The 15,935-nt window shown below is 63.6% G+C and carries 13 protein-coding genes and 1 pseudogene; 7 read left to right on the top strand and 7 right to left on the bottom strand.

The annotated features are described in order from the left end of the window. Positions 1 to 171: 171 nt before the first annotated feature. Positions 172 to 687, bottom strand: a complete 516-nt coding sequence (locus tag HDG34_RS08445) for a hypothetical protein (protein ID WP_184059265.1) — start codon at positions 685 to 687, stop codon at positions 172 to 174. Positions 688 to 833: 146 nt separating this feature from the next. Next, a complete protein-coding gene (locus tag HDG34_RS08440) occupies positions 834 to 1,004 on the bottom strand; it encodes a hypothetical protein (protein ID WP_409259280.1) in 171 nt (56 codons plus the stop codon). Between the two features lie 137 nt (positions 1,005 to 1,141). Here HDG34_RS08440 and HDG34_RS08435 point away from each other — a divergent pair, with 137 nt between their 5' ends. After that, complete coding sequence (locus HDG34_RS08435) at positions 1,142 to 3,433, top strand: FdhF/YdeP family oxidoreductase (protein ID WP_184059147.1); 2,292 nt, start codon at positions 1,142 to 1,144, stop codon at positions 3,431 to 3,433. A gap of 485 nt (positions 3,434 to 3,918) precedes the next feature. Here HDG34_RS08435 and HDG34_RS08430 read toward each other — a convergent pair. The 3 genes and pseudogenes from HDG34_RS08430 to HDG34_RS08420 form a co-directional block, all read right to left on the bottom strand. Beyond that, positions 3,919 to 4,155 (bottom strand): annotated as a pseudogene (locus tag HDG34_RS08430) (LysR family transcriptional regulator); the annotation flags it as partial. Positions 4,156 to 4,216: 61 nt separating this feature from the next. Continuing rightward, positions 4,217 to 4,447 carry a hypothetical protein gene (locus tag HDG34_RS08425; protein WP_184059279.1) on the bottom strand — a complete coding sequence of 77 codons (231 nt, stop codon included), beginning with the start codon at positions 4,445 to 4,447 and terminating at the stop codon, positions 4,217 to 4,219. Between the two features lie 58 nt (positions 4,448 to 4,505). Beyond that, positions 4,506 to 4,862, bottom strand: a complete 357-nt coding sequence (locus HDG34_RS08420) for a hypothetical protein (RefSeq protein WP_090811801.1) — start codon at positions 4,860 to 4,862, stop codon at positions 4,506 to 4,508. A gap of 512 nt (positions 4,863 to 5,374) precedes the next feature. Between HDG34_RS08420 and HDG34_RS08415 the strand changes: the two genes are divergently transcribed. Next, positions 5,375 to 5,557: a hypothetical protein gene (locus HDG34_RS08415; protein ID WP_090811799.1), complete on the top strand. Its 183-nt coding sequence runs from the start codon at positions 5,375 to 5,377 to the stop codon at positions 5,555 to 5,557. 108 nt (positions 5,558 to 5,665) lie between these two features. On the opposite strand, the gene HDG34_RS08410 is transcribed toward HDG34_RS08415, so the two are convergent. Then, positions 5,666 to 6,010, bottom strand: coding sequence for a hypothetical protein (locus tag HDG34_RS08410; RefSeq protein WP_184059145.1), 345 nt, complete (start codon positions 6,008 to 6,010; stop codon positions 5,666 to 5,668). 241 nt (positions 6,011 to 6,251) lie between these two features. Between HDG34_RS08410 and HDG34_RS08405 the strand changes: the two genes are divergently transcribed. Further along, positions 6,252 to 7,307 carry an AI-2E family transporter gene (locus tag HDG34_RS08405; protein ID WP_184059263.1) on the top strand — a complete coding sequence of 352 codons (1,056 nt, stop codon included), beginning with the start codon at positions 6,252 to 6,254 and terminating at the stop codon, positions 7,305 to 7,307. A 118-nt stretch (positions 7,308 to 7,425) separates the two neighbouring features. Here the strand turns inward: HDG34_RS08405 and HDG34_RS08400 are convergent, their stop codons facing one another. Further along, positions 7,426 to 8,181 carry a TetR/AcrR family transcriptional regulator gene (locus tag HDG34_RS08400; protein WP_184059143.1) on the bottom strand — a complete coding sequence of 252 codons (756 nt, stop codon included), beginning with the start codon at positions 8,179 to 8,181 and terminating at the stop codon, positions 7,426 to 7,428. A 530-nt stretch (positions 8,182 to 8,711) separates the two neighbouring features. Here HDG34_RS08400 and HDG34_RS08395 point away from each other — a divergent pair. The 4 genes from HDG34_RS08395 to HDG34_RS08380 all read left to right on the top strand — a co-directional run bounded on the left by HDG34_RS08395 (position 8,712) and on the right by HDG34_RS08380 (position 15,923). Further along, on the top strand, positions 8,712 to 9,773 hold the full coding sequence (locus HDG34_RS08395; RefSeq protein ID WP_311735641.1) for an efflux RND transporter periplasmic adaptor subunit: 1,062 nt from the start codon (positions 8,712 to 8,714) through the stop codon (positions 9,771 to 9,773). Beyond that, complete coding sequence (locus HDG34_RS08390; RefSeq protein ID WP_184059141.1) at positions 9,770 to 12,943, top strand: efflux RND transporter permease subunit; 3,174 nt, start codon at positions 9,770 to 9,772, stop codon at positions 12,941 to 12,943. Before HDG34_RS08395 ends, HDG34_RS08390 begins: the two co-directional genes overlap by 4 nt. Before the next feature lie 2 nt (positions 12,944 to 12,945). Beyond that, on the top strand, positions 12,946 to 14,409 hold the full coding sequence (locus HDG34_RS08385) for an efflux transporter outer membrane subunit (protein ID WP_184059259.1): 1,464 nt from the start codon (positions 12,946 to 12,948) through the stop codon (positions 14,407 to 14,409). A 182-nt stretch (positions 14,410 to 14,591) separates the two neighbouring features. Beyond that, entirely contained in the window at positions 14,592 to 15,923 is a 1,332-nt protein-coding gene (locus HDG34_RS08380) for a paraquat-inducible protein A (protein WP_184059139.1), read from the top strand. Positions 15,924 to 15,935: the final 12 nt, after the last annotated feature.

Below are 15,935 nucleotides of genomic sequence, written 5' to 3'. Positions count from 1 at the left end.
GCTTCGCGGATCGCTCACGTCTTGCGCCTCGCCGAGGCATCGTGCGCGGCGGGGCGCGTTTCCTATACTGCCTTTGTCCTCCGTTTGGATTCCAGGGGACATCGTTCTCAAATGCGCTTGCGGCGACCATGCCGGTTGAAGGCTGGTGGCTCTTTTTTGCGCGAGCGCATTTCATCGATCCGGCCGCCGCAGCAGCGCGGCCGCGAGCAGGCCCGCGCCGAGCGCCACGTAGACGTTCCCGAGCGAGCGGCACGACAGGTGCGCCTCGAATCCAGGGGTAAGCCTGTTGGGCACCACCTTGTAGTCGACCACATACGCGCTCGCCACGGTCGTGGCCGCGGCCACCGCGGTCGCGCCGGGCCGTCGCGACGGGTCGGGGCCGGCCATCCGGTCAACCAGTTGCTCGAACATCATTGCCCAGAAGATCGCGGCTGCCTGATGGATCGCGAAGCCGGTCACCGTATGCCGGATGCTGAAGCCGCGTTCACGCAGCGCGCGTTGCGGCCACAGGCAGTGGGTGACGGCATTGATCGGCGCGAGCGGGCTGCCCGATGCGTCCGTGGATGCCGCCGCGGCTGTTGCCGCCGACATGCAGCCGGCCAACAGCCCCGATGGGACGGCTCGGCGTAGCGTCGCACGGGTGGCCTGATACCACGGAGAACCGATTTTGTACTCGAGCGTTTTCATGGCAGGGCTCCGGTTCGGGCGCGCAAACGCACGCCCCATGATCGCGGACAGCGGTACGCGCGAGGAGCAGCATGGCGCGTTCCGCGCGGACGATGCGCAGGAATGCCGGCCGAAAATCGTGGCCCCACTGCGATACGTAGTGCGCTTCATCGACGACGACGAGTTCGATGCGTTGCCGGGAACGCGCCCGCAATGACGCTGCGGATGATGTCCCGTTGGCCCGGGCGCAGCCGGCTGATCCCGAACACTTCGCGCAACGTCCTGCGCATCGCGTTCAGACGGTCGGACGTGTCGCGCGGGATGGAGGTGTCGGTCATGAAGTTGGCGGTTGGCTTGCGGCACGGCGAGTCAGCCTGCGACGCAGCAAACATCGTACCGCGACGCGGCGCCGCAGCCGGGAACGCGATGTGCTAATACGTCATGACGTGACATTTATGGCCAAACGGGTGGACTCATGAACAAGGAAGACAAAAGCGACGCGTATCCCTACGCGTCGGGCGGATGGGGGTCGGTCAAGGCGGTGGCGACAATCCTGCTGCAGGAAAAAGCACCGCTGAAGGATAGCCAGGTTCTGATGCATCAGAATAAGCCCGACGGTTTCATGTGTGTCAGCTGCTCGTGGGCGAAGCCGGCCGATCCGCATACGTTCGAGTTTTGCGAAAGCGGTGCGAAAGCGACCGCGTGGGATCTGACGGCCAAACGTGTAACGCCCGATTTCTTCGAGGTCCACACGGTCAGCGAGCTCGCCAAATGGCACGACCACGATCTCGAGGAAGCGGGGCGGTTGACCGAGCCGCTGCGCTACGACCCGGCTACCGACCGCTACGTGCCGGTGCCGTGGCAGCAAGCATTCGATGCGATCGGCGCCGAGCTGCGCACGCTGGACCCGGCCAGCGTGGTGTTCTACACGTCGGGCCGCGCTTCGCTGGAAACCTCGTACATGCTGCAGCTTTTCGCGCGCATGTACGGCACCAACAATCTGCCCGACAGCTCGAACATGTGCCACGAAAGCACCAGCGTCGGCCTCAAGGAAGCGATTGGCGTGGGCGTCGGTACAGTCTCGCTCGACGACTTCGAGAAGACCGACCTGATGTTTTTCTTCGGCCAGAACGTCGGCACCAATAGCCCGCGCATGCTGCATCAGTTGCAGGACGCGCGCAAACGCGGCGTGCCGATCATCACGTTCAATCCGCTACGCGAGCCGGGGCTGCTGCATTTCGCAAACCCGCAGTCAGCGTTGGAGATGCTCACACCCAGCGATACGCAGATCAGCACGCAGTACCACCAGGTGAAGACGGGTGGCGATACCGCCGCGATCCTCGGCATCTGCAAGCTCGTCATCGAAGCGGACGATCGCGCGGTGAGCACGGGCGATGCGCGCGTCGTCGACGTCGATTTCATCCGCGAGCATACGAACGGCTACGAGCAATTCGCTCAGTACGCGCGCGACGCGAACTGGGACGACATCGAGCGAGTGAGCGGATTGCCGCGCGACGCGCTCCAGGCAGCCGCCGACGAGTACATGAAGGCAAACGCGGTGATCATCCATTACGGCATGGGTCTCACGCAGCATCGGATGGGCGTGCAGAACGTGCGCATGCTGTGCAATCTGCTGCTGCTGCGCGGCAATATCGGCAAGCCGGGCGCGGGGCCGTCGCCGGTGCGCGGGCATTCGAACGTGCAGGGGCAGCGCACGGTCGGCATTACCGAAAAGCCGGAGCTCGCGCCGCTCGATCAATTGGCCAGACAGTTTTCGTTCGAGCCGCCGCGCGAGAAAGGCATGAACATCGTCGAGGCCTTCGAGGCGATGCTCGACGGCAAGGTCAACGCGATGATCAACCTCGGCGGCAACCTCGTGCGCTCGGTGCCCGACCGGGTGCGCACCGAACCGGCGTGGGCCGCGCTCGGGTTGACCGTCAACGTGGCGACCAAGCTCAATCGCAGCCACCTGGTGCACGGCCAGCGCTCGTATCTGCTGCCGTGTCTGAGCCGCATCGAGATCGACCGGCAGGCGGGCGGCGCGCAGGCGGTGTCGATGGAAGACAGCACGGCGCACTTTCATGGCTCGCGTGGCATGGCCGAACCGGCCGCGCCGACGATCCGCTCGGAGCCGTTCATCGTCGCGGGCATCGCGAAGGCGACGCTCGGCGAGCGCGAGAGCGTCGACTGGGATGCATGGCGCGACGACTATTCGCGCGTGCGTCTGGAGATGTCGAAGACATGGCCCGAGATGTTCGGTGATTTCGAGGCGCGTATGTGGACACCCGGCGGCGTGATCCGGCCGCTGCCGGCGCGGGAGCGCAAGTGGAAGACCAAAAGCGGCAAGGCCGAATTCATGGTGCCGACTTCGATCGGCGAAGATCCGGACATGCCGGCGCGTGAGCCCGATTCGCTGCGGTTGATGACCTTGCGCAGCGACAGCCAGTTCAACACGACCATCTATGGCCTCGACGACCGCTTCAGAGGCATCAAGGGTTCGCGCATGGTGATTCTGATGAATCGGGCCGACATGGAGAAGCGCGGACTCGCGCACGGCGACCGCATCTGCCTCGAGACGATCGCGGACGACGGCGTCGAGCGGCACGTCGACGGACTGACCGTCGTGCCGTTCGACGTGCCGCAGGGATGCATCGGCGGCTATTACCCGGAATGCAATCCGCTGCTGCCGCTATGGCACTACGCGAAAGAGAGCAAGGTGCCGGGCGCGAAGTCGATTCCGGTGCGCGTACTGGCGGCCACACGGTGATCAGTGCTTCGTAGATACAAAGAGGCCGGCATCGTTACCTGTGCCGGCCGCTGAATTACACCCGGGCAGCGCGTGAAGGGCATGATAAGCGCGTGCCCATCTCCATCATAGTCGGGCCCGCGGCCCGCAACGCGTGATGTCCGTTACCCATTGAAGGACAGCGCACGACGCCACATAGTGTTCGGATACTGCGACGTCCCCTACGGATTCGGGGACAACGTTTCTCCAGAAGCGCTCATGGCATTCCATCGCCGCCTCCGGGCTGTGGTTCGATTTGCCGGCAACCCGGCATCGTCCGTTTCATCGCGTCGGCAGCCCCCGCACGCGACACGCAGTCCATGCGTGATGTCCGCGACCTGTGCGCGCGCCTGCACGCGTCATCCCGCGCAGCATTGCCAGGATCGCAGCGATGCGTGCCGCCGTTGCGCGGACGCCTGCCGCGCGTTATGACGAAACGCGCGTCCGTGACCCGCGAAATGCCGCGTTCAGCGCCGCGGCTTCGAGCCTTTCCAGCTCGACTTGCGCGCGAACTCCACGAACGAATGCAGATAGTCGAGCGACGCGTCCGCTTCGCGCGTGCCGAGAAAAATCTGCTTGGCGATGCCGGTCTTGCCTAGCTTCACGCTGACCACCGGCATACAGTCCGCGTATTCCTCGGCGAGCCAGCGCGGCAGCGCGGCGACGCCGCGATCGCTCGCGACCATCTGCAGCATGATGTCGGTGTAGCCGCGACAATCGCCGGTCTCCCAGGTATGGCTGCGCGGGTTGCGCAGCCATACGGGGTTATTTCGAAAGCTGGGTCGGGACTTGCGTCGACGCTTGTGTCGGAAGTTGCGGAATCTGCGGAAGCTGTGGAGGTTGCGGAAGCTGCGGTCCACCCTGTGAAAGCTGCTTCGTGGACGGTTGCCCGGCGGACGCTGGCTGCTGCGACGGCAATTGCTGCGGCAGATTGCTTTGCGCAAGCACGGATGTGCTGGTAAGGAAGGCGAACAGTACAAGGAAGGTCTTTTTCATTTCAATTCTCTACAGTTGGTTGTCTTGGTTTTGACGCGAATAGCAGCCGCGAGCCGTATCAACGCGCGGCCAAGGTTGCCTTGTAACGCCAGGACGCTGTTGCGGTACTGAAGTCGACGGGGCTACCCGACGCTACGTTGTCTGACGGGAGGAAAGCCGACGAACTAGTCACCCCGCCGTAGTTGTTGAACGCTTGCCGCTGGGCTTCCACGCGGGCTAACACCGCCTGAAAGTCCATTGCATGTTGTGTATTGGCGCCCGTGTGGTCATGGTAGCTGACCGTTTGACGCTGAACCGGTTGCACAGCCGCTTGCTCATAGGTTTGGGGACCGCTGCTGCTAGCGAATGCGGCGGTCGAGAAGGACAAGATCGACGCGACAACAGGGACGGGGATGAAGGTCTTCGACTTTGGCATGATCAGACTCAATATCGAGCGTCGGATTCAGGAGACGCGGTGTTTGGGGAACAACGGTCTGGCGAGGCATGAGTGCTGTTTGCCAGTTCGTTGGTGCCAGTCTAGTCATTTACGGTCGGCTTACAAGCATCTACGGGGCAACGGATAGTTGCCGTCGCTGCAAGCTTGTAGCCGATTGCGCTGAAGCAGTGTGTGCTTCTTTAGTGTGTCCGGAGGCAAGGGCGGTGCGGACTGTCTGAATGACACGCAGCAATTCGCTTCGACGGTATCCGCTGGTCGTTGCACAAACGAGATCAGCCGTCGAGCCTGCGCGTTTCCATCGCCGTTCGTCGACAAGACGCTACGTGGGTATCGGAATACGTCCGCTTGCTGTTCTTATGTCAGCGATTCGCGATTCACGCAAACCGTGTATTGAAGATCTCGCAACTCATAATTGCGCGCGTCGAATGGCGGCGCGCTTTGCTTATACTGCGTCCACACGAAACAGGCTTCGTTTTTACGCAGGAATACTTATGGCACACCAACTTACGCTCCACGCCGGTTCATCGAACACGGACGTCATTCACGACATCGTTCAGCACGCGTTGCGCAGCGCTGCTACGGCCTCCACCACGAATGGAGCGATCGATGTGCTTGGTCAGGCGCTACTCGAGGTCGAGCGCCTCGCCGCGCACCCGAGCGTCCTGACGCACTGAGCCCGCTGCGCGTCTGCGAACTGGCCGAGAGTCGGACCGGCAGCGCAGCGCACGGCGTACCGCCGATGGCGGATGCAGCGCGGTTCGATCTTTGGAATCAATATTGACTTAGCGAGCGAATGTGATAATATTATCACATAGTGGCCCGTCCGCGAAGTTGCTGTAGGCGAGTCGCCGCAATGCCAGCGCACGCTGAATCAACCGTGGAGATGTCACCCATGACTGCTCAACCAGACCTGAACGATTCGCTGCATCGGTGGCAGGAATGACGCGCCGACCGCGCTTCTTTTTCGCCTTGCTGTGCTCGTTCCCGCTTGTTGCGACGGTCTGCGGTTGTTCCACGACCGTGATGCCCACGCCGCGCGTCGTCGCGATTGTCGTTCCCGCGATGCCAGCACCGGCAATGATGTCGCCGCCCGATCCGATGGCGCGTCCATTGTGGATCGAAGTCACCGGGCAACCCGGCGGCCAATCGCAGACAGGCACCAGCAAACCGGCGACGCCGCAAGACCCGTCGCGCCAGCACGGTGACGACAGGCGTACCCACAGCGCGGCTAGCGGCGCGACGCCGATCTGACGGATGCGCCGCGCGGCGACCCGGCATCGCCGGTTCCTGCGGTTAAGACAAACACTTCCGCCGATGCTTCGGCTCAACGACGAAAGCCACTCGATCACTCGCCCAGTGGGGGCGCTTATGACTGTATACCATCGTCAATCTCTGTTTTGGGGCGCCGTTGCGTTAGCGGCCGGCGTGTTGCTATGGAACCTGCGTGCCGTTCTCACGCCGTTTCTGCTCGGTGCGCTCGTCGCATACATTTTGCAGCCGGGCGTGGAGTGGCTGGTACGCCATCGCGTTCCGCGCGGCCTTGCGGCGCTGGTGATGATGTCTTTGTTTGCTCTGTCCGTCGCACTCGTCATGCTGCTCATGTGCGTAGTTGTCCAGAAGGAAGGGCCGGAACTCATCAGGCAAATTCCAGTTATCGTCGCAAAACTCGATGGATGGCTGAAGCCGCGTCTGGCTTTTCTGGGGCTGGATTATTCGCTCGATGTGACGAATATCCGCGAGGTGCTGGCGGCCCGTCTCAAAGCGGACGGGCAGGGCGCGATGCTTGCCGTATGGCAGTACCTGCGCACCAGCAGCAACGTGATGATCAATGTCGTGAGCAATGCGGTGCTGATGCCACTCGTCCTGTTCTATCTGCTCTACGACAGGCACGAGGCGTTCGAGCGCATGGCGAGCTTCGTGCCGCGGCGCTGGCTCGGCAAGACACGGGAATTCGTCGGAGAGATCGATTGCATGATGTCGCAGTACCTGCGCGGGCAACTGCTGGTGATTGCGGTGCTCGCGGTGTTCTACCCGACTGTGCTGACGATTGCAGGGTTGGATCTGGCGGTGCCCGTCGGCCTGTTTAGCGCGCTTGCCGTATTCGTTCCCTACATCGGCTTTGCGACCGGCCTCGCGTTCGCGCTCCTCGCGGCGCTGCTGCAATTCGGTGACTGGTATGGCCTGGCCGTGGTGGTCGCGGTGTATGGCGTCGGCCAGATTCTTGAAAGCTTTGTGCTGACGCCGAGACTGGTTGGCGAGCGCATCGGCCTTCATCCGCTCGCGGTCATCTTTGCGTTGCTGGCGTTTGGGCGGCTGTTCGGATTCTTCGGCGTGCTGCTCGCGCTGCCGGTCAGCGCCATCCTCGCATCGGCATTGCGGGAACTGCGCCACCGCTATCTCGCGAGTGCGCTTTACCAGGGCTGACCGGCATCGCGATCGCCCGATTCGATGTCCGGGCACCCGCCCCGCCTACCCACCAACCCGACACTGCGCAGGGCGGCCGCACCTGCGATGGCGCGGAAACGCCGCGCTAGTTGCACTGTCACGGCAAGGTCGGAGCATCGGGAACGGGGGGCAGTGGACGTCGCGCGATCCGCTCGGCCTCTACACGTGTGAGACCGAACGCCTGCAACACAATGGCGGCGGTTCGCTGGGCAAACTTCTCCTCCTTCGAGCGAAGCACCTTTCGCGCACGAACGGTCCGCTTCGACGAGATGGCCAGTTGCAGTTCGGCGGCAATTCCCGCGAGCACCGTGCCAATCACGGTGATAACGGACATGAACCGGTCCGCGATCACAAAACGCCTTTCTGAAATGCCCTTCTCGCTATCGCGCAGCAGGCGCAGGCCGAGACCCCTGCTGAGCAGGCGCGACGACAAACCTTCGCGAATGAGAAGTTGCCCCCAAACTGGCTCGCGGTAGGCCCGCAGGAGCGTGTGACGGACTGAGACGGCGATCACTTCCGCTGGATCGGACAACCCCGCGGCGAGGCGATCGAGCGTATCCGCAAATTCCTCGAACAGCCATTCGATGAGCGCCGTGAAGATGCCTTCCTTGGATTCGAAGTGGTTATAGAAGGAGCCGAACCCGACGTCGGCTGCCTCGGTGATTTCGTTAATCGTGACGGAGCTCAAACCCTTGGCCGCGACCAGTTTCAGCGCAGCGTCGAGCAGGCGCGCGCGCGTCTCGCGTTTGCGACGGGCACCGCGCGGATAGCTTCGATTGATCGGGTCGCGGGACGCACTTGGCGCCTTGAGAGAGCGTCCGCGGCTCGCGCGCGGTTTGGGGGCTTGTGGCATGTCGGCTCCGTAGTCGTGGTTATTCGATGTCTGGATTCTAGATTTTTATGTCATAGTTGACAATATGCTCAGTATTGGGTCTAATCTCATCCGAGCCGCCGACAACCGGACGTACGAAGGACCCAACGATGCCGACGGAGCGAAAAAATTCCGTTAGCGGTCGATCCCAAGTCCTCGGCCGGAACTGACAGACCAGCAGATCACCGGGCGGTACGCATGAACGGGCGCTGCCCCACGTACTGGTTGCGTGGAGGCACATCGAGATGGCAAGTACCGACATGCACGTCGATAAGTAGGACTAACGTATCAACGAAGCTTGTTTTATGCGTCCGCGCTGATAGCGAACCGTGCTTGCTGGCACTCGGGTTTGCACGGCATCGGGAAACTTTCTTACCTGGGTTATCACCCGTCTTGTGAACATCGTGAAACATTCCGGCCCTATCGCGCAGGCGCCTGCGCGTCGCTTCTTACCTTCCCTCGTCCAATCTCCGCAGTGCGCACGCATGGTGCTTGCGGCTTGCTGCGCGGTCATGCTCGCGGCATGCCACCAGCGCGAAGCCGCCGCTCCAGAGCCGAAGCCCGTGGTCGCCCTGGCCGTCCACGCTGACGGGCGCACGGCAAGTGCGTCGCTGCCGGCTCAGGTGCAGGCGCGCTACTCCACGGCGCTTTCGTTCAGAGTGGGCGGCAAGATCATCGAACGGCGCGTTCGCCTCGGCGACGCCGTCAAGGCGGGGCAGGTTGTTGCGCTGCTCGACCCGACCGATCTGCGCAGTAACCTGGCCAACGCGCGAGCGCAGCTCGATGCCGCCGAACACCGGTTCGTCTACGCGAAGCAGCAGCTCGATCGCGATCAGGCGCAGGCGCAGGCAAACCTGATTGCACCGGCGCAGCTCGAACAGACGCAGGACGCGTACGCATCCGCTGTTGCGCAGCGCGACTCGGCGCTCGCCCAGATGGCGCTCGCCTCGGACAATCTGCGCTATGCGACGCTGACAGCGGACCACGACGGCGTGATTACCTCGGAGGACGCCGACACGGGCCAGAACGTTCAGGCAACCCAATCCATCTATCACCTCGACTGGACGGGCGACGTAGACATCGTCTGCGACGCGCCCGAGCGCACGCTGAGCTCGCTGACAGTCGGCAGCATGGCGCGCGTAACGCTGCCGGCGCTACCCGGCAAGACCTTCGAGGCCCGCGTGCGCGAGGTGTCGCCTAGCGCTGATCCGCAAAGCCGCACCTGGCGCGTCAAGCTCACCCTGAACGCGCCCAGCCCTGCAGTGCGCCTCGGCATGACGGCCACCGTTGCGTTCGATGTCGTCGGTGACGCGTCGGGCGCACAGCCGTTCACTGTGCCGGTGACGGCGCTCTTTCATCAGGGCGAGAAACCTGCTGTCTGGGTGGTGCGTACCGGCACCGACACACTCGAGCTGCGTCCTGTGACGGTGCAGCGGTACGACGAGCGCACGGTCTCCATCGCATCGGGCCTCCGCGACGGCGACCGCGTCGTGGTGCAGGGCGTACACGCCGTTAGCACGGGCCAGCACGTGCAGGTGGTGGCGCCCCTGCATCGGGAGGATTTCCCGTCATGAACTCCCGTGACCAAGAACCCGTGCGCGAGAGCGCGCCTGTCCCGTCTTCCGGGGCAGACAAATCTGGCGAAGGCAGCTTCAATCTTTCCGCCTGGGCGCTGCGTCACCAGCAGCTCGTGATCTTTCTGATCGGGCTCGCCACGCTGTTCGGCGTGATCGGCTATACGAAACTCGCGCAGTCGGAGGATCCGCCGTTCACCTTCCGCACGATGGTGATCAAGACCTACTGGCCTGGTGCGACTGCGCGCGAGGTGCAGGAACAGATCACGGACCGGATCGGCCGCCAGCTACAGGCCGCGCCGAACATCGACAACATCAAGAGCTACTCGCGGCCTGGCGAGTCGATGATCTTCTTCGCCATGAAGGACTCCGCGCCCGTCAAGGAAGTGCCGGAAACCTGGTATCAGGTGCGCAAGAAGGTCGGCGACATTGCCGCGACGCTGCCGAAGGGAACCGTCGGCCCGTTTTTCAACGACGAATTCGGTGACGTCTACACCAACATCTATGCGCTTGAAGGCGACGGCTTTTCGCCGGCGCAACTGCACGACTACGCTGACAAGCTGCGCACAGTCCTGCTGCGCGTACCCGGTGTGGCGAAGGTCGACTATTTTGGCGACCCCGATCAGCACATCTTCGTCGAGATATCGAATGCGCAGCTCACGCGGCTTTCGATCACGCCGCAACAGCTCGCGCAGGCGATCGACGCACAGAATGCCGTGGCGCCCGTCGGCACCATCACGACCGCGGACGACCGCGTGTTCGTGCGGCCGAGCGGCGCGCTCAAGGATGTGCAGGCGCTCTCCGACATGCTGATCACCATCAACAAGCGCACGTTCCGGCTGGGCGACATCGCGAAGATCACACGCGGTTATGACGACCCGCCGGCGACCCAGATGCGCGTCGGCGGCCAGGCGGTGCTCGGCATCGGCGTGACGATGCAAAAGGGCGGCGACGTGATCGACCTCGGCAAGGCGCTCGACGCAAAAGCCGCCGAACTGCAGGCCACGCTGCCGGCGGGTCTGAAACTCGCGGCGGTTTCGAGCATGCCGCACGCGGTCAAGCACTCGGTGGATGAGTTCGTGAGATCGGTTGGCGAAGCGGTGGCGATCGTGCTGGTCGTGAGCCTCGTCTCGCTCGGCTTGCGCACCGGCATGGTCGTCGTGATCACGATTCCGATCGTGCTGGCGGTGACGGCGCTTTGCATGCACATGTTCAATATCGGGCTGGACAAGGTTTCGCTCGGTACGCTCGTGCTCGCGCTGGGCCTGCTCGTCGACGACGCGATCATCGCCGTCGAAATGATGGCGGTGAAGCTGGAGCAAGGCTGGAGCCGGGCGCGCTCGGCAGCGTTCGCGTATACCAGCACGGCATTCCCGATGCTCACAGGCACGCTCGTCACCGTATGCGGCTTCCTGCCGATTGCGCTCGCCAAATCGAGCACGGGCGAATACACGCGTTCGATCTTCGAAGTGTCGGCCATCGCGCTGATCGTTTCGTGGTTCGCGGCCGTCGTGCTGGTGCCGTTGCTGGGTTATCACCTGCTGCCGGAACGCAAGCCTGAACCCGGCGGTGCGCACCATGATCCGCATGAAATCGGCAACACCGGCTTCTACCGGCACCTGTCGGGATGGGTTGCGTGGTGCGTCGAGCGTCGATGGGTCGTGCTCGGCGTCACCGTCGTGCTTTTCGCGATTTCCATGCTGGCCTTCACGCGCGTGCCGCAGCAGTTCTTCCCGAACTCCGAACGGCCGGAACTGCTGGTCGATCTGCGATTGCCGGAAGGCGCCTCGTTCGAAGCGACGCTGCGTGAAGCGAAGCGCCTGGAAAAGGTGCTCGACGGCAAAGCCGAGATCGACCACTTCGTCGACTTCGTCGGCACCGGCGCGCCGCGTTTTTACCTGACGCTCGACCAGCAGCTTCAACAACCGAATTTCGCGCAGTTCGTGATTACCGCAAAAAGCGTGGAAAACCGCGAGGAACTGATGCGTTGGCTCGACGGCAAGCTCGAGAAGGATTTCTCCGGCGTGCGAGCGCGCGTCTCCCGGCTCGAGAATGGTCCGCCGGTCGGCTTCCCGATCAAGTTCCGCGTGAGCGGCGACGATATCGCGACCGTCCGATCGATTGCGCAGACGGTGTCGGACAAGGTCCGCGCCGATCCCCGCACGCGCAACGTCCAGTTCGACTGGGACGAGCCGGCGGAGCGCTCGATCTCGTTCGAGATCGATCAGAACCGCGCGCGCCAGCTTGGTGTCACGTCGGAAGACGTGTCGAACTTCCTCGCGATGACGCTATCGGGCTACACGGTGACGCAGTACCGCGAGCGCGACAAGCTGATCAACGTCGATCTGCGTGCGCCAAAGAGCGAACGTGTCAATCCGGCGCAGCTGACCAGTCTCGCGATTCCGACGCCCAACGGCCCGGTGCCGCTCGGTTCGCTCGGCCACGTGCGCAATACGCTCGAGTACGGCGTCATCTGGCAACGTGACCGCCAGCCGACTATCACGGTGCAGGCGGACGTGCGCGGCGACGCGCAGGGCATCGACGTGACCCACGACATCGAACGTGCGCTCGCGGCGGAAACCGCCAGGCTGCCGGTCGGCTATCGCATTCAGGTGGGCGGCGCGGTCGAAGAAAGCGTGAAGGGCCAGACGTCGATCAATGCCGAAATGCCGTTGATGATCATCGCCGTGCTGCTGTTGCTGATGATCCAGCTCAAGAACTTCGCGCGGACCTTCATCGTCGTGCTGACCGCGCCGCTCGGCCTGATTGGCGTCGTGGCCGCGCTGCTGCTGTTCGGCAAGCCCTTCGGCTTCGTCGCGCTGCTGGGCGTGATTGCCATGTTCGGCATCATCATGCGCAACTCCGTGATTCTGGTCGACCAGATCGATCAGGATATCGCGGCAGGGCAACCGCGCTTCGACGCGATTATCGGCGCAACGATAAGGCGTTTCAGGCCGATCATGCTGACCGCCGCCGCCGCCGTCCTCGCGCTGATTCCGCTGCTGCGCTCGGGCTTCTTCGGTCCGATGGCGACCGCACTGATGGGCGGTATCACGATTGCGACGGTACTGACCGTGTTCTTCCTGCCCGCGCTGTACGCGGCGTGCTTCAGGGTCCGGCACGACGAGCGCGGAACGCAACCGGTCGTCGCCGAGCAGATGGAGGTTTGATGATGAGCTTCGCCTACAAGACATCCGTGATGGCCGTGGCTGTGGCCATCGCACTGACGGCCTGCACGTTCGGCCCGAACGGCGCGCCCCCGGCGATGCCTTCGCCTGCGCACTACGGTGCCGGGGCACAGCCGGCGAAGACCGTCGCAGCGGGCGGCGTGGCGCAGCAGTTCGATATCGGCGCAGTGGGCGTTCCGCAATGGTGGCAGCTTTACCGGTCGGACGCGCTGAGTGCACTGGTCGAGGAAGGCTTGCGCAACAGCCCCACGCTCGGGGCTGCGCAGCGGACGCTCGCAGCCGCGCAGCAGGAACTGCGCGCCCAGGTCGGCGCATCGACGCTGCCTTCAATCGATGCTGCCGCACAGGTCGATCGCGGGCGTACACCGCTTGTGCCCGGCATTGGCCCCAGCGAGGTTCGCTATAACTTTTTTGCCGGACAGGTTCTCGCGTCCTACACCTTTGACCTGTTCGGTGCGACGCGTTCGGCGAATGCGGCCAGCGCCGCTCGCGTAGACGTACAGGCGTATCAACTGGAGGCGGCGCGGCGCGCGCTGGCGGCAAACATCGTCGGTACGACGATCAGCGTGGCGGCACTCGATCGCCAGATCGCGCTCACCGAACGGCTCGTCGCCGTGGCCAGGACGGCCGCGGACGAGGACCAGCACCGCTTCGCACTCGGCTCGGTCTCGCGTGCGCAGGCGCTTGCGTCGACGCAGGATGCGGCTTCGGCTGCGGCGAGTCTTCCTGCGTTACGCCAGCAGCGCGCCACAGCCATCCATGCGCTCGCGGTGCTGATGGGCCGCACGCCGGACAACGCCCCGGCCGTTCCCGATCTCGACAGCCTGACGTTGCCCGAACACGTGCCCGTCGTGGTGCCGTCGGACCTGCTGCGTTCGCGCCCCGACGTTCAGGCAGCCGACGCCGCCGTGAAGGCCGCCGCCGCCGATGTCGGCGCTGCGACCGCGCAGCTCTTTCCGAGCCTGTCGCTGACGGCCTCGATGGGCCGCGGCGGCTTTAGCTGGCCGGCGGTGCTCTCAGGCGCGGGCGGACTCTGGGCCATTGGTGCGAGCCTGTCGCAGCCGATCTTCCATGGCGGCGCGCTGCTCGCGCACCGCAAGGCGTCGATCGACGCTTACGATGCGGCCGTGCTGAACTACAAGTCCACCGTTCTGTCGGCGTTCCAGAATGTCGCGGATTCGCTTGCCGCGCTGGATAACGACGCACAGACACTCGCGTCGACTGAAGCAGCGGCACAGGCAGCGCAGGCGGGATTCGACGATACCGCGTCGCGCCGCCGCATGGGTTCGCTGCCGTCAACGGCGGAGCATGCCAGCGAGCAGCGCTTTCTCAACGCACAGATCGGCGCCGTGCGCGCGGCAAGCCAGCGCATGAACGATACCGTCGCACTGTTCCAGGCGATGGGCGAACTGCCGCCGGGCCAGCCGCAAACAGCGTCGTCGCAATGATCGCGTGTCGATGAAGACGGGAAGAGCGACCTGCCGATCAGGCCGCTCTTCCTCGACTGTACCGGCGGGTATCGGAGCAGTCGTTTTCTATCCGAAATCAGAATGCGCCCACGCACGGGAAGGTCAAGCCGGACTTCACGTGCATCGAACGCGCCAGAACTTCAGGTTGTCCAGTTCCCTGTATGGACTATAAGAAACTGATCGCCTGTCATGAGTGCGATCTGCTGTTTCGCAAGCCTCTGCTGCGGGGCGGGCAGACTGCGAGCTGCTCGCGCTGCCGTGCGGGCCTGGAAGGAACGCAGGGAGCGAGCGTGCCCCTCGACCGGATTGGTGCGCTCACCGTTGCAGCTTTGATCACATTCTGTATTGCGCAGGCTTTCCCGGTCATACAACTGCAGACCAACGGTATGACGTCGGAGGCGACGCTATTCGGCGCAGTGCGCTCGTTGTGGACGGGCCACATGCGCATCGTCGCAACGATGGTCTTTTGCTCGGCGATCCTGTTTCCGCTGATCGAACTCCTCGCCCTTCTCTATCTGCTCGTTCCGCTGCGCCTTGGCAAGGTAGTACCTCATTTCAATCGAATGCTTCGCGTCGTGCAGCTCATCCGACCATGGGGCATGATCGAAGTGTTCATGCTCGGCGTGGTCATCACGATCGTGAAAATGGTCAGCATGGCGCAGGTGATCCCTGGGCCAGGACTGTTTGCATTCGGTGCACTCACGTTGATGTTGGCGTTTCTCGCCACTTTCGACCCGCGCGTGCTCTGGTCGACGCGGGACGAAATAAAGTTTCGACAACCCGCTGAGATCCGCTGGACCAGAGTGAAGCGCAGGTGCGCCCCGCGAGCCCCGACGTTCTTCGGCCTGAAGCCCGCGCCGGCGGCGCATATGACGGCGCGCAGCGCCGGGCTCATAGCCTGTCATACCTGTGGACTGGTGCAGAAGCACATCGCGGCGTCGTCAGAGCAGCGCTGCTCGCGGTGCGAATCGGTGCTGCACACGCGCCATCCCGATAGCGTGACGCGCACGTCGAGTCTGGTTCTTGCCGCCGCGCTCGCCTACATACCCGCGAATCTGTTGCCGATCATGCACGCGTCATCCCTCGGCCACTCGGAGGACGACACGATCCTCGGCGGCGTGGCGTACTTCTGGACTTCAGGCGACTGGCCACTCGCCGTCGTCGTGTTCGTAGCCAGCGTCGTGGTGCCGATGCTCAAACTCGCCATTCTCACGCTGCAAATCGTAGCGGCCCGTCGCAGTCCGGACTGGCAGCCGCTCGAACGCGCGAGGCTGCATCGGCTCGTCGAGTGCGTGGGCCGGTGGTCGATGCTCGATGTCTTCGTCGTCGCTCTGACGGTCGCGCTGGTGCATTTCGGTTCGTTTGCGGTTGTCACTGCCGGTCCGGGCGCGCTGGCTTTCGGCGCGGTGGTGATTCTCACCATGCTCGCGTCGCATCAATTCGATCCGCGGCTGATCTGGGACAACGTCCGCTGCGGGCCAGCGCGTGCTTAACGGCGATGAACG

The sequence above is a fragment of the Paraburkholderia sp. HC6.4b genome (assembly GCF_014200875.1).
GTDB lineage: Bacteria > Pseudomonadota > Gammaproteobacteria > Burkholderiales > Burkholderiaceae > Paraburkholderia > Paraburkholderia tuberum.
This window is presented reverse-complemented; position numbering and strand designations above follow the sequence as displayed.